17 protein-coding genes are annotated in these 20,507 nt (G+C 49.2%); 10 read left to right on the top strand and 7 right to left on the bottom strand.

What is annotated here, in order from left to right:
- A partial coding sequence (locus CX664_RS28240) for a transposase (protein WP_146000069.1) occupies window positions 1-167 on the bottom strand: 167 nt, incomplete at its 3' end.
- A 660-nt stretch (window positions 168-827) separates the two neighbouring features.
- On the opposite strand from CX664_RS28240, the gene CX664_RS25795 reads away from it, so the two are divergent.
- Window positions 828-1,739, top strand: a complete 912-nt coding sequence (locus tag CX664_RS25795; RefSeq protein WP_146000068.1) for a hypothetical protein — start codon at window positions 828-830, stop codon at window positions 1,737-1,739.
- 331 nt (window positions 1,740-2,070) lie between these two features.
- Window positions 2,071-2,631, top strand: coding sequence for a Smr/MutS family protein (locus tag CX664_RS16420; RefSeq protein WP_101747791.1), 561 nt, complete (start codon window positions 2,071-2,073; stop codon window positions 2,629-2,631).
- A 4-nt stretch (window positions 2,632-2,635) separates the two neighbouring features.
- On the opposite strand, the gene CX664_RS16415 is transcribed toward CX664_RS16420, so the two are convergent.
- Window positions 2,636-4,231 (bottom strand): amidase family protein, encoded by a 1,596-nt coding sequence (locus CX664_RS16415; protein ID WP_180966525.1) that lies wholly within the window; start codon window positions 4,229-4,231, stop codon window positions 2,636-2,638.
- A 1,219-nt stretch (window positions 4,232-5,450) separates the two neighbouring features.
- Here CX664_RS16415 and CX664_RS16405 point away from each other — a divergent pair.
- The 3 genes from CX664_RS16405 to CX664_RS16390 all read left to right on the top strand — a co-directional run bounded on the left by CX664_RS16405 (window position 5,451) and on the right by CX664_RS16390 (window position 10,889).
- Window positions 5,451-5,897: an amidohydrolase family protein gene (locus CX664_RS16405; RefSeq protein WP_101747788.1), complete on the top strand. Its 447-nt coding sequence runs from the start codon at window positions 5,451-5,453 to the stop codon at window positions 5,895-5,897.
- 203 nt (window positions 5,898-6,100) lie between these two features.
- A complete protein-coding gene (locus tag CX664_RS16400) occupies window positions 6,101-7,789 on the top strand; it encodes a hypothetical protein (protein WP_101747787.1) in 1,689 nt (562 codons plus the stop codon).
- Window positions 7,790-7,982: 193 nt separating this feature from the next.
- Window positions 7,983-10,889, top strand: a complete 2,907-nt coding sequence (locus CX664_RS16390; protein ID WP_146000067.1) for a hypothetical protein — start codon at window positions 7,983-7,985, stop codon at window positions 10,887-10,889.
- Window positions 10,890-11,129: 240 nt separating this feature from the next.
- Here CX664_RS16390 and CX664_RS16385 read toward each other — a convergent pair whose 3' ends face one another.
- Both CX664_RS16385 and CX664_RS16380 read right to left on the bottom strand, forming a co-directional pair.
- The gene (locus CX664_RS16385) at window positions 11,130-11,444 is read right to left on the bottom strand and encodes a DUF4286 family protein (protein WP_101747784.1); all 315 of its coding nucleotides are present in this window, start codon (window positions 11,442-11,444) and stop codon (window positions 11,130-11,132) included.
- A 71-nt stretch (window positions 11,445-11,515) separates the two neighbouring features.
- Entirely contained in the window at window positions 11,516-12,154 is a 639-nt protein-coding gene (locus CX664_RS16380; RefSeq protein ID WP_101747783.1) for an O-methyltransferase, read from the bottom strand.
- A 114-nt stretch (window positions 12,155-12,268) separates the two neighbouring features.
- Between CX664_RS16380 and CX664_RS16375 the strand changes: the two genes are divergently transcribed.
- A complete protein-coding gene (locus CX664_RS16375; RefSeq protein WP_101747782.1) occupies window positions 12,269-12,547 on the top strand; it encodes an Rdx family protein in 279 nt (92 codons plus the stop codon).
- 246 nt (window positions 12,548-12,793) lie between these two features.
- Here CX664_RS16375 and CX664_RS16370 read toward each other — a convergent pair whose 3' ends face one another.
- From CX664_RS16370 to CX664_RS16360, 3 genes are read right to left on the bottom strand one after another with little or no spacing between them, the layout of a single operon-like run.
- On the bottom strand, window positions 12,794-13,459 hold the full coding sequence (locus tag CX664_RS16370; protein WP_163373175.1) for a TIGR04211 family SH3 domain-containing protein: 666 nt from the start codon (window positions 13,457-13,459) through the stop codon (window positions 12,794-12,796).
- Between the two features lie 24 nt (window positions 13,460-13,483).
- A complete protein-coding gene (locus CX664_RS16365; RefSeq protein ID WP_101747780.1) occupies window positions 13,484-13,783 on the bottom strand; it encodes a YciI family protein in 300 nt (99 codons plus the stop codon).
- A complete protein-coding gene (locus tag CX664_RS16360) occupies window positions 13,784-14,359 on the bottom strand; it encodes a septation protein A (protein WP_101747779.1) in 576 nt (191 codons plus the stop codon).
- Window positions 14,360-14,496: 137 nt separating this feature from the next.
- Here CX664_RS16360 and CX664_RS16355 point away from each other — a divergent pair, with 137 nt between their 5' ends.
- From CX664_RS16355 to CX664_RS16340, 4 genes are all read left to right on the top strand, one after another.
- Window positions 14,497-15,387, top strand: coding sequence for a PHP domain-containing protein (locus CX664_RS16355; protein ID WP_101747778.1), 891 nt, complete (start codon window positions 14,497-14,499; stop codon window positions 15,385-15,387).
- Window positions 15,388-15,782: 395 nt separating this feature from the next.
- A complete protein-coding gene (locus CX664_RS16350) occupies window positions 15,783-16,409 on the top strand; it encodes an L-threonylcarbamoyladenylate synthase (protein WP_101747794.1) in 627 nt (208 codons plus the stop codon).
- A gap of 234 nt (window positions 16,410-16,643) precedes the next feature.
- The gene (locus tag CX664_RS16345; RefSeq protein ID WP_101747777.1) at window positions 16,644-18,593 is read left to right on the top strand and encodes a MutS-related protein; all 1,950 of its coding nucleotides are present in this window, start codon (window positions 16,644-16,646) and stop codon (window positions 18,591-18,593) included.
- Window positions 18,594-18,976: 383 nt separating this feature from the next.
- The gene (locus CX664_RS16340) at window positions 18,977-20,191 is read left to right on the top strand and encodes a tryptophan--tRNA ligase (protein WP_101747776.1); all 1,215 of its coding nucleotides are present in this window, start codon (window positions 18,977-18,979) and stop codon (window positions 20,189-20,191) included.
- Window positions 20,192-20,507 lie beyond the last annotated feature (316 nt).

Here is a 20,507-nt window from a genome sequence, read left to right as displayed (position 1 = left end):
CAGTAATAATGCTGGCACTCTATTTGTACATTGTCGTGTCCATTCTTTTTGATATGGTCAGAATCACAGTGCGGGCAGCGAACAATATCATCAGGCCATCGGTTCTCGCGGATCATTTCATAACAGGTTTCATTGCTGATGAGATCGGAAATTCGTCCTATATTCATGAATAACCCTGCTGCTGCTACTTTTCCAGCAAAGGATAGTTCAACAGTCTGGAATCCGAAAAGAGCCTTGGTCGAAGAGGTAAGAGCATCCTTCAGCCCTTGGTCAATTTGCTGGTTACATAGCAGTCTGGAATCCGAAAAGAGCCTCGAGTTAAAGTCAGCTGTTTCAGCCCTGTCAAATCTCGCATAGCTCTTTTTAGCTTGCTAATAAATAGGGTTATGCAATATGCGGGTTAAAGGTTGTGACAAGGATGTTCCCGTAAGAAAACGTCGCATATAGATATAAATACCCTCCTTTCGATGAAGGCTCTCTAAAAGTCCTTACAGAAGGAACCATCAAGTTTACATGCCCGCTTGACTTCAATGATCCTTTCGACTGTTTTCCACACTATGGTGAAAGTGCTGTTGAACTTTTATAAGATTTCTAACATTGAAATCTATCAATACGACAGTAAATATATAAACGTCGAGACGAGCTGGCTGATGTAACGGAGAAACTTTAATAAAAAAGAGTGGTCTTAAGATGTAATTCAATATTTCAATAGTTCAATGAATAGACTTAACTTAGAGTCAAAGTTCGTTTCTGTTGATTCCTGTCTACAGGATTCTGCAGAGACACCTTTTATACCACCTTGTTGTATTACCAGTTTACAGCCAAGGATGGTCGGCTATTCTGCGCAGATACTGGGTCCATTCCGTCACGGATATTTAAATGAGGTAGTAATAAGTCAGAACACACCATCTTCTCCACGTTCGATTAATGATTTTTCAATTTCTCTTTTACCATCCACTGAAAACGAATTAGTGCCTCCTGAATTATCACCAGAAGACCTTGATGAAATTTCAGGTTGTGATTCAGCCAGTGAATCTGTTGATAATGATTTTGCATCCACAGATTTAACCTCAACAAACTCTCAACAAATAGCTCAGCAATTACCCCAGGAAAATTTGTTAGCTGATTTTTCTCAGCCATCATCACGTCCAATTGCTGTTGTTGGTCCGTTGAATAAAGACACACAAAAGAAAGCCATAACGAAAATTATTGAGTTTAAAGCACCTGAATTGTCCGGTTCTGGTGAACCCCTACACCCTACACCCGCAGCAGCCCACGATCAGTCCAAGAAAGGGAAGGCTTCAGAACAGTCCGAGCAACGGAAGGCTTACCAGAGGATTTACCAGAAGACTTATCAGAAAGCTTACCGTAAGTCCGAGAAGTATAAGGCTACCCAAAAAGCTTACAGACTGTCCGAGAAAGGGAAGGCTACCAAACGAACTTACAGTCAGTCCGAGAAAGGGAAGGCTGCCAGACGAGCTTACGAACAGTCCGAGAAAGGGAAGGCTGCCAAACGAGCTTGGGCACAGTCCGAGAAAGGGAAGGCTTACGGACAGTCCGAGAAAGGGAAGGCTGCCAAACGAGCCTGGGCACAGTCCGAAATAGGGAAGGCTTACCAGAAGGCTTACCAGAAGGCTTACCAAAAGGCCTTCAAGATTTTCGGTGATGTAGAACAAGCAAAAGTCGCTGGTAAGCAAGCTGCAACCTTTATAATAGAATCAAAGAAAGCAAAAAAATAAAATTTGGTTTCAACTTGAATTCAAGTCCATTTAGAAATCTCTTACTAGCAGGGCTTGTTGCGCTCGTTGCTTTTTATTTCAACTGTGCGACGGTATCCCTCCGTGCCGGTTTTCGTTTTTTGGGCGGCACGCCATCCAATCAAATGGCCGTCAAGATAAGGTTCATTGTTATTTGTGCTAACTTCAATAGTCCGATAATTCAATGAATCACTTTAACAAAACATCTCAACCAGAAAGTACTCTCAAGTGGTTTGATGATACTTGCACAATTAGTACAATACCTTTCCGGTTAACTGTTAACCACCGCACTCAGTGATAAGTAGCCATTTTTATGCCAGAGCGAGATGACGAGCAAAGCTTTCAGGAAGCCATGAGGGATGTACGACCATTGGTTGGCAAAAAAGGCAACAAGACGCATTCTGGCATCCATCGCAAAACGAATTCAGATATTCCGGAAAGCACTCTAAGGGCTCGCCGCAAGGCTGCCGAGCTGGACAAGCCATCCTCTGGTGCTGCACTCTCTGACGCCTGGATTGAGCCTGTCGATCCTGAACAGTTTATTGAATACTCTCAGCCCGGAATCCAGACCACAAGGCTCAGGCAACTGCGTCAGGGGACGATCCCGGTTCAGTTTCAAGTGGATCTGCATGGCTATAAGATTGATGAAGCCAGAGATCTTATCCATGAGTTCATTCAGGTTTCCCGCTACCGTGGGCTGACCTGTGTACGCATCATTCATGGTAAGTCTCACCGCAGCAAAGAACGACAATCGACGTTAAAGAGCCATACCAATCACTGGTTAAAACAGATACCGGATGTTCTGGCATTTTGTTCTTCCCCGCCTTCCGAAGGTGGCACCGGTTCTGTTCTGGTCCTGCTGAAGAGGAAATAAACCGCTAACTTTCCCGGTGCAGATAGTCACCAAAATAGATGTCCGGTTTTTTCATTCTCAGTTCATTTCGCTCCCGGGTTACATTTTCAAACTCTTTTGCCAACGGCATAAAATGGTAAAGGTTGCAGTCATCTTCCGAAGTACTCATCAGGGTTAGTCCGACGGGCATACCATGAACTTTATCATGGCCTACAGGCAGAGTAATTGCAGGCACATCAAGCAAGTTGGCCAGACTGGTGAGCTGACTCAACTGCAATGAACTCCGTAAGTCAGCCATACCGTATTGTTTCTCGCCCCTGATAATATCTCTGCTCACTTCGGGAATCGTGGGCATCAGAATAACGTCAACGCCTCGATCTTTGAGTGATTTAAGGTGCTGTTTGAATTGCTCACGGTTTTCTCTGGCAACGCGCTTCATCCGATCAGTAAACGATTTGGCCAAATTCATATTCAGCTTGAGTTCCGGATCGGCCTGGCTCCGTTGATCATCCGATAACGCGGTTGAATTAAAGGCTTGCAGTTCTTCAGAGCCAAAAAGTACCACATGGGACAGGGCCAGTGACTTGGCATTCCCGGGATTATTCTCAAGATCCATAAGATGGACTTCCTGCACATTTCTGGCCTTGCCATATTTGCTCTGCCAGCAGCCAATGGCCTCTTTGCATTTTTCAGTAACAGACGGACTGGCGATTCCCAAGGCATCCAGATCAATGGCCACACCCAACTCCTGGTAATTCAGACAGCGTTTATCCGGTCTGACACTGCTGGACGCCAGAAGCGCCTTTGCCATATCGCCAACGTTACGTCCTAAAATTCCTGACTCTACCATTGACTCCGGGTTACCTTTGTAGGCTCCCCCAGTCTGATCAAGAATCGATTCAGCACGACCTTCTGCCTTGCCACACTTACCCCCGTCAACGCCCGTTGCTGCCGCGGGTATGCGGACCGAACCACCACCATCACTGCCGATGGCAATGGGCACCAGACCACTGCTGACCGCGACAGCACCACCAGAGGTGGAACCACCGGGAATTTTAGGACGGCCATTTTTCCCCAGATAGGTATTAGCCAAAGGACCATCTTTAGGATTGATACCACTGGCACCGGCACCCAGTGCATGCTGGGTGTTGGTTTGCAGCAGGCAGAATTCATCAGAAGCCCCAAGTATATCGAGAAACCTTGTGGTTACCGTTTGCTCAACGCCCTCCCCTTTCATTCCATGGGTTGCCGTCATCCCCTTTAGATGAAATTCAGCCTTGACCGAAACGGGTATCTTATTATGTTGAAAATCCCTGGCTTGCAATGGCTGCTCGAAAATACCCTGTTCGCTGATACACCCTCTCAGTGACTCTGATAGTTGACCTGATTGGCAGGCTTTTTTAATAGCAGCTGATATATTCTCAGCATTCACGCCACACCAGTCAGACAGTGGCTTATCCAGATGGCTATCAGTCTCCCGACCAGGCTTGATTTCAGATAAAAATTGCAGATATTCAGTGTCGGTGATTGTCTCTTGCTCACCAGCGGCCCGAGGCGTAACAGCATTATCCGAACTCGCCTGGTTTATCCCCTGATCACTGAAAGTCACTCGTTCAGGCATTGAATTCGATAATCCGGAAATACGCCGCATAAACGGTGCAACGAACTCAAGACGGGACAATGGTTCAAGGACATATTTCAGAAAAGGACCTTTGTTTAAGTGGCCCGAAGGAACCAGATTCTCAGCCCGGCATTGAGGGTATTGTTTTATTTTACGATGACAGAAGAACCCGGAGTCATTAGCCTTTGATTGTGAACAGAACTCACATGCAAGAGCTGCTGACTTCGATGCTGATAGTGCAGTTGACGCATCCATTTTGACCCCTTCGTCTATATGTCTGTCTTAAGTATCTATGTGTGTGCTATCCCTGAAGTGAAATAAGTATGAATTAACTGTCATGTGAATGAAGCCACACATGATGAAAAACTGCACCGTCGCTCCCGGCGTTGCACCCAATTAGTCTGTCTTCTGATAAAACAAATACAATAACGATGCGGGTTAAACAGGGAACTTGTCTGTTCCAGCCCACTGACCAGACCAGGCAACAGTCCAGCCTGTATAGCAATAATTTTCTCGCCAGAGTTTGGACAATGAACAGTAACATTAGTTCATTGCCAATATCCCCGATATTGCCCTGCGAACATAAAAACATTCGTCACCCGGGCCTTCTCTATGACCTAGTTCCAAACAGACTGAGCAGTGGCTCTTTTCTGCAGAAAAGCACCTGTTCGATGAAGTTAGCTACTTGCTATCCCGCCCGCTTCAATTTTCTGCATTATTGACATGCTGAAGGGCATCCATATCCCCCCAGGCTAGCCCGGATATTTCATAAACTGCCCCGAATATCGCGAAGGACTTTGTCGCTCTAAGGGATTTTGTGAAGGAGCGCCGTACCGGGGAGTACGGTCGACTGAGCAAAACTCCCTTAGAGCGGCAAAGGACAAGCGAGATCGGGAGCACGTTTATGAAATATCCGGGCTAGGGGTATCTCAGTGATAACGGGATAGTCTGCCAGCAGATGCTCCACAGTAATTACTCCTTTTTTTCTATTATTGTGTGCATTTAAACAGGAATGCGCGTGCAACCATAAAGGGAATTCGGGCAATTAACAACAGGTTCCATCCCACGGTAATTTCCGCAACCAGCTTCGGTTTATCATTGACTGACTTCAAATAACCGTTCTATTAGCATGAATATCCGGCTATCAGGCCCTCAACCTGTTTCTTTGAGACATGAAAACGTCCGCCTGCACTAGCAAGAGGGCCTGTTTGATATTGGCATGGATAATGGCACGTTCACTGTCATCACGCTTGCTGCCACGATCCGAAATACTGCCCGGAACGAAGGAGTAGAGGTCATCGACGGTACTGGATGGCTGGTCCTGCCGCCATTTATCGACCGACATGTACATCTGGACACCGCTCTGACCGCCGGAGAGCCAGTATGGAACTGCAGCGGCACTTTGTTTGAAGGCATTCACAACTGGCCGGAACGGAAAAAAACGCTGACCCGTGACGATGTTGAAAACCGTGCCGCAAAAGCCCTGGAGTGGTATATTGCCCGGGGGGTTCAGCACGTTCGCAGCCATGTGGATACCACTGACCCATCGCTCACCGCTTTGCAGGCTCTGCTGAAACTGAGAGAAGAGATGCGGGAGCTGATTGATATTCAGTTGGTCGCCTTTCCCCGGGAAGACATCCCCTCCTTCCCCAAAGGCGTAAGTTGATTGCCAGCACCGAGCCCGAACCAGGCTCTATCAGTCTGGCCAGTCCAGGGATATTGACCTGAGCTGGTCGATTTAACCGGTCCCCTGCTCCCCATATTCCCGGGGGCAGTCACTTTCTCCGCGTCATTTGCAACCCTTTCCCCATTTATCTGTCTATATTGTCTGAGGCTTCATGAAACGCTGGATTCACTGAGGAAGTACCGATGGCAATAACAAGATGGCTGATTTTCACTCTCCTTTGCGGGATAACCGCACTCGCCGCCGCTTATCCTGAGGCTGACCAACAGGGCGCTGTTTATAAAGGGCTGCAAGATGTCCATACCATCGCAGAAATGCAGGGAATCAACCCCCGGGATGCAACAGTCCGATGGGAAATCGGCGACAATAATCTGCAGGAGTGGCTGCTCGCTCCCTGGAACAAACAGAAAGTGGACGAAGCCCTTGCCACTTACCAACAGCAGTACGGCTCTATCACCCAGACGGCTGCCAGAGTGGTCATTGGCGCTATCAGCAATAATTTTGATGCCTCTGGCCATCTGATTACCGAAGCTGAACGCCAGCAGCTGTTAGAGCGGGTTCAGCAGACTCAATATCTTCAGAGGTTTCACCCCAGAGCCCGGGCCATAACCATCGCCGATGCTGATGCGCAGTTTTTCCCCAGTGATGTATTTTTTACCAATAATCTGGCTCAGGCTTCCAATGTTGCCGCTAACCAGAAATCATCCAGTACGCTTATTCTGAGAAATACCCCGGTCTTTGTGCTTGGTCAGTTAACGACTATTGACTCAGCCGGTCTGGAGTCTGCCGAAGATAGCTGGGTAGCCCTGTGGCGTCCGGAGTTTGGCCTCAAGTTCACCAAGGCAAGGCATATCGCCTTTGTCGATGACTCGCTGGCGGGTGAACTTCCCGTTTCATCCCGGGATCCTGATCACCAACTGAAACTGACCGTCACCAGCCGGGTCAGAAGTCAGGACATAAACCAGCGGTTGCCTTTAGGCACCCCGGTGTACAGCCTGAGTGGCAGGTACTTTTTCGCTGCGCGGAACCATCAACCTCCGGCATCCCGGCAGATAGAATCGTCAGAGTTACGGCTTTATTCTGCCCAACTGTCCCCGGTGGAATTATCGGTTGATCCTGCGGGGAAACTGGATAACCAGGTGATACAAGTGCCACTTCCCCTGAGTTACCAGAACTATCTGAAGCAGCTGAGTAATACCCTGTTAAAATACCCGTCAGACTATGTTGCGCCGGAACACAATGAGAACCGTTACTTTGCCTTTGGCGAAGGAACCATTGGCCCTGACGGCGAAAGGGGGATGGACGCTTCCACTTTCGTCCTGAAGCTCATTCAGCCTTTTGGCAAATGGCTTCCCAGATATTCCGCTCACCAGGTTGAAGAAGGCATCAAAAACCGTCTGATCAAGACCACTCAAAATGCATCCCCGGAGGAAAACTATCAGGCCATGCTGAATCATTGCCAGGTGGGTCATTTTGTCTCGGTGGGACGTGGCAGCAATATGGCCTGTCTGGGCAGTATTACCCTGGATCAGCTGCGACAGCTCAGTGACCAGGCCTATGCAGATGCAGTAACTACCGGAGGGATGACAGATCAGGACCGTATTCCACTGCTGGCACTCAGTACCGTCGGACTGACAACCGTAGAGGATGTTATGATCAATAAACCGGCAGGTTCTATGGAATTCCAGGCAACCGGTGAAACGCTGCCGCTGTATCTGGCGGCAAAAACGTCAATGCCCGTCTGGTATATCACTGGCAAGGCGGCAGTCTACCCCGTCTTTAAATCGGGCTATCTGAGCAGCTTTATCCGCGATGGCAGATCACTGACATTTTACCGTTATTTTGAGCCTGCAGGAACGACGCCCGGTGATTGATGAGCTTCCGGACACAAACTTCAGGTAGTAAAGGAAGGCGCATTCCTGCCTTCCTGCTGTCTCATTCGGCTGATACATCACATTCCAATGAGTTTGATGAATAAGCGGAATCTGTACTTCATTGATAGAAGGAAACCATCAATGGAACCTATTAATTGTTTTGAGGTCAAATTCCGGAATTTCCATTCCATGCGTGAAAGGTTTCATTCTGAGAGCGACAGCACCACCTTTCTACCCTTCGGGATCGATTGATCGACGAGCTGGTTCAAGCGGGACTCCTCACCGCTCCCGAAGTGCATTTAACGGTAAACGAGTATCAAACCATCAGTCTCAGAGAAGTACGACGCCTCTCCATGTCGATAGCAAATGTGTTGAAGATGCCTTTTGGGAAAAACAACCATTTCAGGGTCGTAAAGTCACCCCGGCTGTTGTGCTTAACGCCTATGGGAATGATACAACGTCCCTTCGACCTGGCTTCTTCCTGCAAAAACTGTGCTTGCAGAATATTCTCCATGGCAATAGAAAAGTTACCCCGGATCAGGTCATTCAAGAATTCAACCGTAAACCGGATCGGAACAATAAGTGCAAATTAGCCTTGGCGCGCTTTATGCAGCACTGTCTCCATAGGGGCATGCCGGTGAAGGGCCAGAATGTCACGCCGGATATGGTGGTTAAGTATTTCCCGGATAGTCCGGAAGGCAAACTGGCGTTAGCAAGGTTCAAGGAAGAATGCTGCCTGAATCACCTGCAGTTAAATGGCCAGCAGGTCACGACGGAAGCAGTGTTCAGGAATTATCAAGCCGCCGGGGCAACACTGGAGCTGGCACGCTTCAAATCGGAATGTTGCCTGAGGGAGTTGTCGTTGCATGGTCGGCGGATCACACCGGAGGCAGTGGTTAGAGGTTGTCAGGCTGCCATGGCAACACTGGAGCTGGCGCGCTTTAAGGAACAATGGTGCCTCAGGGGGCTGCTGTTGAATGGCCAGCAAGTCACACCGGATGCAGTGGTTAAGGATTATCAGGCCGCCAACGCAACACTGGACCTGGCACGCTTCAAGCAAAAATGTTGCCTGAAGGGCCTTGCGCTGAATGGACAGCCGGTCACACCGGACGAGGTCGTTCAGAGTTACCCGGATAGTCCGGAAGGCAGGCTGGGGATAGCACGCTTCATAGCGGAGTGTTGCCTGCAGAACCTGCCACTGAATGGTTGGGAAGTCACAACAGATATGGTGGCCAGGAATTATCAGGCAGCCAACGCAACACTGGAGCTCGCCCACTTTAAGCAACACTGTTGCCTGATGCGACTGCCGTTGAATGGTCAGCAGGTCATACCGGATGCAGTGGTTAAGGCTTTCCCGGACAGTCGGGAAGGCCAACTTGGCAAGGCACGCTTTAAAGCAGAATGTTGCCTGAAGCGCCTGGTGTTGAATGGCCAGTTCGTCAACCCGGATGAAGTGTTAAGGGGTTTTCAGGCAGTCAATGCAACACTGGAGCAGGGACGCTTCAAAGCGGAATGTTGCCTGAAGGGCCTGACGTTGAACGGCCAGCAGGTCTCACCGGATGCTGTGGTCAGGGATTATCAGGCAGCCAGGGCAAAACTGGAGCTGGCGCGCTTTACAGCGGAATGTTGCCTGAGGGGCCTGACGTTGAATGGCCAGCCCGTCGCACCGGATGCCGTGGTTAAGAATTATCAGGCAGCCAGGGCAATACTGGAGCTGGCGCGCTTTAAGCAACAATGTTGCCTGAAGGGCCTGGCGTTAAATGGCCAGCCGGTCACTCCGGATGAGGTGGTCAGGGATTTCCCGGATAGTCCGGAAGGCAAACTGGGAATAGCGCGTTTTAAGCAATACTGTTACCTGAGGGGCATTGCATTGAATGGTCAGCAGGTTACATCGAATGAGGTGGTCAGGGGTTATCTGGCAGTCAAGGCAACACTGGAGCTGGCACGCTTTAAGGAACAATGCTGCCTGAAGGGGCTGCTATTAAATGGCCAGCAGGTTACCCCGAAAGAGGTGGTTAAGGGGTTTCAGGCAGCCAGAGCGACACTGGAGCTGGCGCGCTTTAAAGCGGAATGTTGCCTGAGGGGCCTGCCATTGGGCGGCCAACAGGTCTCAACGAAAGCGGTGGTCTCTGCTTATCAGGCAGTTTCAGCAGTACTGGAGCTGGCGCGCTTCAAAGAGGAATGTTGTCTGAGAGGCCTGACATTAAATGGCAAGCTGATTACAACGGACGAAGTGGCCAGGGGGTTCCCGGACAGCCCCGAGGGCAAACTGAGATTAGTGCGTTTTAAGGAAGAATGTTGCCTGAGGGGCCTGACCTTGAATGGTCAGCAGGTCTCACCGGATGCGGTAGTTAAGGGTTATGAGGCAACCGGGGCTGTGCTGGAGCTGGCGCGCTTCAAAGCGCATTGTTGCCTGAAGGGCATGCTGTTGAATGGTCAGCCGGTCACACCGGATGCGGTGGTTAAGGTTTGTGAATGCGGCGGCTGGTTACTTCAAAAAGCCATTTTTTATGCTCAGCTGGCATTGAATGCCAGGGAATTGGACAGCGCCTGTCCGGATGACCAGGAAGTATTGGCAGCGTTTAATGAAGTACCCGGTAATCATTCTGCAAGGCAAACCAGGTATCTGATGCTAAGGCTGCAACAATCTCAGCGGGACCATGAAACCGGTGAAGCCCGGGGTTTGCTGCAAGAGGCCTGGCAAATCTTGAACAGCGTATCGGTCAAAGGTGCAGAGGAACTTCGACTGGAATGTGTATTGACATTCATGGCTATGTATTATGAGCTGCCAATCAATCACCAGAAAGTGTCAGCAGAGCAGGTATTGCAATCCATCAAAACCCTGAGAAGTTCAGTTCAGACTTTACGCCTGCATTTCTTCTTCATGGCGCACTGCTGCATCACGAAACAACCTGTAGATGGACAGGAAATCCATGAGGAACAGGTTCTGGAGTGTCTGCACAGTTTTTCTGAAGGCAGCAAGATGTTCCATGCTTTAGGCTGCTGGTTTGAACAGTCCGGCCCCGAAGCCAATGTCATGGATGAGATACTGTTGCTTCGGGAAAATACCATAGCCCTCGACAGTGATTGGCAGCTGTGAGATGAGTTCTAGGAGGCTGTCCGAGAATAGCGCCCGTAGCGAGGATGGCAGAAAATTGAGGATAAAAAGTCGGAAATTTTTAGTGAATAGTGGTTCTATTTACTAAAAATTTCTGACTTTTTAGACCAATTTGCTGCCACCGCAGTAGGGCAGTCTATTCTCGGACAGCCTCCTAGCGCTAAGCTTTTCAGGCTCTCAGGTAACTGGCTTGCTTTTAAGAATGATCCCCGGTTGTGACGATCAGGCGTCTTCCTTTAATACACGACGATATGCTGTGAACTGATGACCAAACGTATCAATGCCTTCCTGGCGAAGTGCAGGGGCAAGATGTGTCAGGTAGTGATCCAGCGCACCCTGCCCGGACACTCGATAGCGAATGGAAAAACCCGTTGAATAAGGTCGTGCCGTCAGCTGATCATCGACCGTCAGCTTCAGTATTTCCGCACTGTGAAACCCTTCTGCCTTCAGCACGGCATCAACATGTGGCTTTAGCCAGGCCCTGAACTCATCCACAATTTCATTATCCACCAGACAATTGACTTCATAGATAATCATGAACGCCCCCTTCTTAAATACTCATTTGCGAGTAATGGATAATAGTGGATAAATGGCAGAAAGGCAGAAGGTCAGACTTTTCGCACAATATTTAAACCATGCCGGATGGGCAGCAGCACACTCTCAAGGTTTGGGTGCTGATAAATGTAACGATTCAGATCGGCAATCACCCGATCACGCTCCTCCTGAGGGTCAAGCACCTTCCCTTTCCAGAGGGCATCATCAATCACCACAAGCCCGTGAGGGTTCAGCATGGGCAGTACCAGTTCCAGATAATCGCGGTACTTCTTCTTGTCTGCATCAAGAAACACCAGGTCCAGTTTTTCCGCTGTTAATTCCGGGATAGTATCCAGCGCCCTGCCAAAGAGCACTTTGACTTTATGACCATGGGGAGACCGGTCAAAAAACTCTTGTCCAATGGCAATGGACCGTGGGTTGGTTTCACAGGCATACACCACGCCATCATCGGGCAAACCTTCTGCCATGGATAGCGCTGCGTAGCCGGTAAACATACCAATTTCCAGCACGGTTTTACTGCGGCTGATCTTAACCAGCATTTTCAGGGTCTGCCCTACCAGCCGACCGGAGAGGTTAACGGGGTAACGGGTTCTGTCCACCGTGGCCTGAGCCAGCTCGGCCAGAAGCGGAGACTCACCGGACGTCATCGTCTGGCAATAGCTTTCTATTGCTGGATCAACCATCCAATCCATGCACTGTACCTTTCTTAATAAAAGAACCTTGATAAAAAGGGCACTCTCCATGAAGATGAGGCCACAACTTATCAAGCGTTGAAAAATCAGCGGCGAATTTTAAGCGAGGGTGCCATGACAGAAAAGCCCATTATTGAGATAGAGTACTGCAGTCAATGCCAATGGCTGTTGCGTTCTGCCTGGCTGGCACAGGAGCTGCTAAGTACCTTTAGTACTGATATAGGGGAAGTTCGGTTAAAGCCGGGAACAGGCGGTATCTTCATCATCAGGCTCAATGGCGAAGAGATCTGGGAACGGAAAAAGAACGGCGGTTTTCCTCAACCTAAGGAAATCAAACAGAAAGTCAGGGACGTGATTGCCCCTGAAAGAGATCTTGGCCACAACGACCGTTGAGGGAGGTCAGATTCTTCTAAGGAATTGGCCCGAAATAATTCCGACATTTCTGAGCCTCGAAACTCCGTTCGTCCTGAGCCTGTCGAAGGGCGTGTACTCCGGCCTCGATATCGTGCCAGTCACCCTTCGACCGTTCATCCTGAACGGAGTCGAAGGGCGCTCAGGATGAACGGAGACCGAGTTTAAAATGTCGGAATTATTTAAGGACAATTCCTAACCTCACCTCTATAAACCCTGAGATAAACCCTAAACCCAGGCGCTCTCTTTCTTGCGGATTTTCAACATCGGCAGGAACAAACCAAGCAGAATACCCAGCAATATTGTACCACCACCAAAGAGATACCAGCGCAGGCTGGTGTCTCTGAGCAGCTGACGATTTTCCGCCTGCAGCACCTGCAACTGGTTTTTCAGCCGTTCGTTTTCCTCAACCAGCTGCTGGTTACGACGATCTATCGCCAGGGGCTCAGCAGAAATATCCTGAAGTCGTTTCAGCTCTACCTGCTGGCGATCCAGTTTATTATCCGCCTTGCTGAGTTCGGAGGTTACCTCTTGCAGCTGACCATCTCGTTCAATCAGGCGTTTTTCCAGCGCTTTATTGTCCTCAGCCATTTTACTGGCCCGATCCAGGGCCGCGGGTAACTGGCGAAAAGCCGGTGGGTTGGTCATCAGATATTGTGTCGGTACATAACCTTCCTGATCACCGTATTTCACTTTACTGAAGCCCTTGCCAGAATTTTCTTCCAGCAGGACCAGCGAAGTGCCGGTCTTCAGTCCACGGTGCAGAATCCGGTATTCATTACCGGGTCCGCTGCGCATGGGCACATAGGTAATATCAGTGATATATCGTGTCTCAGCACAGACCTGCCCGATCCATAACAACCCGAACAGAACAGCCAGCCAATGTTTTTGCATTTTCACAGGTATCAGCATCTCAAATCACGGCAGAACTTTTTTAAATGGCTTAACGATAACTTGTCGATAAACGCCAGCCTCAATATAGGGATCTGCATCTGCCCAGGCCTGGGCTTCGGTTAAGCTGGCAAATTCGGCAACCACCAGACTCCCGGTAAAACCAGCCTCTCCCGGATCATTGCTGTCTATGGCAGGACAGGGACCGGCCAGCACCAGCTGCCCTTTATCCTTTAATTGCTGAAGCCGCTCAAGGTGAGCGGCGCGCGCCTTCATTCGCAATGGCAGGCTATTATCGACATCTTCACTGAAAATAGCGTAGAGCATTTATTTCTCCTCAGTCTGAATATGTTTTGAAATCACCAGAAACTGACCAATCACAAACAGGAATGTCAAAATAAGGCTGCCGAACACTTTGAAGTCCACCCAGATATCGTGGAAGGTAAATGCCACAAAAAGGTTGGCCGCCCCCAGAAGAATAAAAAATATTACCCAGCTGATGTTCATCTTGAGCCAGATATTGTCCGGCAGTGTCAGGGCGTGTCCCATCATCCGTTCCAGCAGGGTCTTTTCACCAATAAACTGACTGCCCAGAAAAGCAACCGCAAAGATCCAGTTGACGATTGGGGTTTTCCACTTCAAAAAGGCTTCATCGTGAAACGTCAGTGTCATGCCCCCAAACAACATAACCGCCGCGAGAGTAACCACATGGCTTTTTTCCAGCGCACGGTTTTTCAGATACAGGCTGCCGTACACCAGAATGGAAGCAACCATCAGCACCAGAGTTGCGCTGAACGGTCCACCCAGTTCAAAGTCATTTGCCCCCAGACTGACCGTTCTCGGGTCCATTTTATAGACGACAAAGAAAAGAATCAGAGGAATAAAGTCAATTATTTGCTTCATATTTGGCCAATCAGAGTAGAATAGGAGGCAGCAACTTATCACCCCGTTATTGAATAACGGTCAGGGAGTTTGAGCCTGCTGGCAATAACAGTCAAACTACATAATAAACTAATTGAATTTCAGGGTAAGAGGCAATTTTGATTTCCATTGATTTACACAGCCACACCACCGCTTCCGATGGAACTCTTGACCCAGTTGAACTCTACCTCCGGGCTCAGGAACGACAGGTCCATACCCTGGCCATTACCGATCATGACACCGTTGCTGCCCACTACTTCCTCAGAGACCACCAGCCTGAGGGGGATATTCGATTAATCACCGGCATTGAGCTCTCCACTACCTGGTCCGGTGCTGAAATTCATATTGTCGGTTTGAATTTCTCCCTTGATCACCAGGACCTGGAGCTGGTCATAAAAGCCCAGGGCGAGTCCCGCAGAAAACGCTCACATCATATTGCCGAACGACTGGCCCGCCGTTTGCCTGACTGGAGCGCCGATCAGATTTTCCGCAAAGTCCTTGAGGTTGCGGTTGAACAACAGCAAAACAGCCATCATGGCTTTATGCTGAAACCGGACGACGTGCAGATTGGGCGACCACACTTTGCCCGCTGGCTGATCAGTGAAGCACGATGCCATGATATGGATGCTGCGTTTCGCAAGTACCTAGATAACAGCAAAATTGGCAACCTTAAAGCCTTCTGGCCAAAGATGAGCCAGGGCGTTGCCTGGATCCGGGCACTGGGAGGAACGGCCGTTCTTGCCCACCCCGGAAAATACCGGATGACCGCCACCAAACTCCGGGCTCTGATCAAAGACTTTACCCTGGCAGGGGGGCACGCCATGGAGGTTCAGGGCTCTAACCATCCACACAGTCAAGTAGAGCAAATGGCACGCTACTGCCGGGAGTTTAACCTGATGGCATCACAGGGCAGCGATTTTCATAACCCGGACTACCCATGGGTTGATATTGGTCGACTGCCTCCCGCTCTCCCTGCCAACCTGAAACCGGTTTGGGATATCTGGACATAGCGCCTGCTGTGGCCGGGGAAGAAGTTGTCATCATCGCCGTGTTGTCTGATTCATCAGTAACACCCGTGAGTGATCACAAACAGACATGTGAGCCCCGCTGAAGTGCATTCTGAATCCCGGCGAGTCCCACTGGCCAGCTCTTCTTTCCTGTTGACCTCAGTGTTATGATTCGCCACCGCTTTTGCGCAATCACCACCGTGCTCTTTCGCTGAAGCATTACTCTTTCGGCTGAAGGCTATTTTTTTAGCTAAAGGCTCTTTTTAGCTTAAGACCCTTTTTTGCTGAAGGCTCTACCCCTTCATCGCTCTGAATTATGGCCGACAAACTTTTTTGCTTGTCACCACCCACACACCGGGCCATAGGTAGAGTGAATAACCCTGATGCTGACGATTGCCATGAGCCAGTTCTTTCAGATTCACCCCGACAACCCGCAACTGCGCCTGATCCGTCAGGCTGTTGATATTATTCGCGATGGTGGTGTGATCGCCTACCCTACCGACTCAGCCTATGCCCTGGGTTGTCACATTGGCGATAAAAAGGCGGTTGAGCGCATCCGGAAAATACGCAGGCTGGATGAAAAGCATAATTTTACCCTGGTCTGCAGAGACCTCTCCGAACTGGCGACCTATGCCCAGGTGAATAATACGCAATATCGAATGCTGAAAAATCACACACCGGGTCCCTATACCTTTATTCTGAAAGGGTCCAGGGAAGTGCCTCGACGGTTGATGCACCCTAAGAGGAAGACCATCGGCATCCGTGTACCTGAAGGCGCCATTGTGCAGTCACTGCTCAGCGAGCTGGGCTGCCCCATTATGAGTTCAACACTCCACTTGCCTGGTGAAGAGTTCCCCATGATGGATCCTTACGATATCCGCATGACGCTGGAACCCCAGCTGGACCTGATTATTGATGGCGGATTCTGTGGCATGGAGCCGACGACGGTGGTCAGCCTGATGGAAGATGTCCCGGAACTTCTCAGGGTCGGCAAAGGTAATCCTGAGCCTTTTATGATTGATTAGTTTTTCTTGCGGTAAAGCAAGTATCAGCTGTTAGTTCACACAACTATCCATGACATGCCATGATGTGGAATTAACAGCAAAAACTATGTTTCTACTATTCAGAAAAATCGTCTAGGATTGTTATTCTGATTCAAAAGCCTGAATACCATACTGCATCCAACAATCGCATCCAACAATCAAGAACTAATTAGTGAATAGCCGAAATCAATCAATTAACGAAGCATTTATCAAACCATGCCAATATCAGCAGTCAAAAAACCGGAAACCAAAAGATACCAAAATAAATTATTCATAATAATCTTTGGATTTCTTATACACCCTTTAGATATTCAGGCTGGACTTGGTATAAAAAACACCTATCAAACATCACAGCAACACTTTTCTCAAGCCTACCCGGACTCTAATGAAAAAATTGAATCAAAAGAAGTTAAAGGTGAACTTCCTGATATTATTCTTACACCCGGAGAAAAAAGAAAAATCGTATTAAAATCACTCACCCAACAAACCGTCGACCAGGCCAGTTCCACAAACAAAATTCTGACACATTACGCCGTTAAAGACCTGGATTTATTAAATGGACCAACGCAGTCACCCGACCACAGCATTCTGAAAAGCCTTGGAACCCCGATTACCGTATCCGGAGAAATCATGTTAGCCAATATGCTGATTACTCCGACAACCGATATCAACGTACTGAAAAAAAGACAATCCACCATTCAATACCTGATCGATAATCCAATAATCATGGCCAGGCTGGAGAATCATTTACAACGGTTCTCCGCCAATGAGGATGGCATTATATCTCTGCTTGACCCCTCCGATACTGTCTATAAAGGACTTTTCCAGAGCCTGGATGCTACCACTCAGTTTGGTATGAACCCGAAAACCAGCAATGAAAAAGAAGCCTCCCGTCGTTTTATTGAAAGCCTTAATTTGCTGGGTCTCGGGTTTATGCCTACCTACCTTTATTACAATTCATCACATCCATTGCATCTGGTCAGCGGCTTGACACTTTATGGCCTGACTCTTTACCTGACACAACGAAGTGCCAAAAGAGAGAGGAATTATTACACCTACGTAATGGAACGTAGCAGACGCCCGGGTCTTGCCTTATTTGAAGCCAGAAAACTCTGGATGACCCTTGAGAACCATCCACCGTTTCATGAAGTGCTGTTATCCTACCCGGAGCTTGCCAGGCTGGATTACTCGAAAGAGTTCCGGGAAATGCTCGCGCTACTGAAAGAGCCTCCTGAAAGCCCTGTCCGTTCCACCTGGCACTACTACACCTCTCATATGGGGTGCTACCACATGGCATTAGAACTGATGCAAAAGTACAAAAGCTCTATGTTATACATCCTCAAGGCCGTGGGTGAAGTGGATGCCTGGCTGACCATTGCCAGACTGGTAAGCCAGGGTCAGCAAAGAGAAAGCAACCCAATTACCTTCGCAAAATACATTCCGGAATACGCTTCACCCTACTTGAGACTTGACCGATTCTGGAATCCACATTTATCACCCGCTGTAGCCGTGCCAAACAGTATTGAAATAGGCGCGCAATTACCGTTGAACACCATCATTACAGGCCCTAATGCCGCCGGAAAATCAACCAATATGGAAGGCATTGCCATTGCCGTCCTGCTGGCTCAAACCTTTGGAATTGCACCAGCGCACCATGTTGAAATAACCCCGTTTTCACTGATCCATACCCATATGGATATCAGCTCAGAGGTGGCTGCCGGGCTGTCAACCTTCAAGGCAGAATCGGTGAGAGCTATTGAACTGATGGACCATATTGAAAACATGGCAGAGTCCCAGTTCAGCCTGACACTGATGGATGAGATTTTCAGCAGCACCAATCCGATAGAAGGTGAGGCTGGCACTTATGGCTATCTGAAAATCATTTCCAACAACCGGAACTGCATTAATATCTGTACAACCCACTACCCCAGACCCACATTGCTGGCTGATGAGTACCCCGGAATATTCCAGAACATGCATGTTCACGCAGACATCACCAGCGACGGCAAACTGGTCTATGACTACCTTTTAAAGTCCGGTTTTTCTGAACAGCATATTGCCATCAAGATTCTTGAAGATGAGGGCATTCAATCAGAATTTCTTGATATCGCCACTGACATCATCAAATACCCGGAACGATACCCTCTTCAGAACCGGAGGCACTAGTAAATGGTTTCAATGAGTTTGGCGGGTTGTCGTGCCTCCGCACTCCGTTCGTCCTGAGCTTGTCGAAGGACCCATAGGGCCTAAAGGCGGAAACTCCGGACTCTGATAGATCGTGCCAAGCACCCTTCGACTCCGCTCAGGGTGAACGGAGATTGTACACGTCAAACTCATTGAAACCATGTACCAGGAGGCTGACCGGGAAAAACGCTTTATCAATGCCTTGTTCAGGGGAGCATCCCGTCTTTTGATACTGACAAAAAGACCCATCACATTATTGGCCACTAAAGCCAGTAATTCGCGGCAGGGAATACTGTCTCGCCCCTCTTTCCCCTGGATTAAAACTGTCGTACCCTGTCCTCTCAGGACTAATTTGGGAGAGCCCTTTGAGCGCTGTAGACCCTCAGTCGCGTGTTTTATCTGGCATGCGACCCACTGGCCGATTGCATCTTGGCCATTATCACGGTGTTTTAAAAAACTGGCTGGCACTGCAACACGAATACGACTGTTTTTTCTTTGTGGCAGACTGGCATGCATTGACCACTCACTATGAAGATACCCAGCACCTTCAGCAACACATGCTGGATATGGTCACTGACTGGCTCGCCGTTGGTGTGAACCCTGGCTCTTCCACCATTTTTATTCAGTCCCGGGTACCGGAGCATGCCGAACTTCACCTGCTGCTTTCCATGATGACACCGCTGTCATGGCTGGAACGGGTTCCAACGTACAAAGACCAGCAGGAAAAACTCAGAGAGAAAGACCTTTCTACCTATGGCTTTCTGGGATATCCCCTCCTGCAAAGTGCTGACATTCTGGCCTATCGGGCAGGCAGTGTGCCTGTGGGCGCGGATCAGGAAGCCCATGTGGAGATTACCCGGGAAATTGCCCGCCGTTTTAACCATCTCTATGGCCGTGAACCCGATTTTGAACAAAATGCCGAAATGGCCATCCGGAAAATGGGCAGAAAGCAGAGTGAAATATATCGGAAGCTTCGCAAAAGCTATCTGGAAAAAGGCGATGAACAAGCCCTGGAAACAGCCAGGGCCCTGCTGAAAGAACAGAACAATATTACCCTGGGTGACCAGGAACGCCTCTTCGGTTATCTGGAAGGCACCGGCAAGGTTATTCTGCCAGAGCCACAGGCATTGCTGACACCGCAAGCCAGAACGCCGGGGCTGGATGGACAGAAAATGTCCAAGTCCTGCAACAACACCATCAGCCTCAGAGAGAGTGCTGATGAGGTGGACACCAAGATCCGGAAAATGCCCACGGACCCAGCCCGTATTCGCCGGAATGATCCGGGCGACCCCATAAAATGCCCGGTATGGCAGTTCCACCGACTCTATTCTGACCAGCAACGTCAGGACTGGGTACACAGTGGCTGTACCAGTGCCAGCATCGGTTGCCTGGACTGCAAAAAACCGGTCATAGAAGCGATCCAGGCCGAGCTGGAACCGATACGGATTGAAGCCCTGGAACTGGAAAATAACCAGGATGTGGTCAAGAGCATTATTACCGAAGGGTGCGAGAAAGCCCGCGATGAAGCCCAGGACACCCTGAAGGAAGTCCGCGATGCCATGGGACTGCACTATCGTTAGGAGGCTGACCGAGAGTTGGTATAGTTCCTCTCTGGACAGACACCACCTCTAGCATGCATGATGGAACTGATCAGTAAATAAGCCATCTAACCTCCCAGGAGCCTGTCGGACTTAAGCGTCCGTAGCGAGGATTGCGAGAAATTGAGGATAAAAATTTCTGCTTCTGAGGAGAATAGCGGGGCTATTTGACGAAGAAGCAGGAATTTTTAGACCAATTTATCGCAACCGCAGTAGGACAGTCTTAAGTCCGACAGGCTCCCCCGGCCCAGCAAGAGGTGAACTGCCCATGACCACGGAAGCCGTGGCCGAACAACCA

It is taken from the genome of Endozoicomonas acroporae (assembly GCF_002864045.1).
In the GTDB taxonomy this organism is placed as follows: domain Bacteria; phylum Pseudomonadota; class Gammaproteobacteria; order Pseudomonadales; family Endozoicomonadaceae; genus Endozoicomonas; species Endozoicomonas acroporae.
This window is presented reverse-complemented; position numbering and strand designations above follow the sequence as displayed.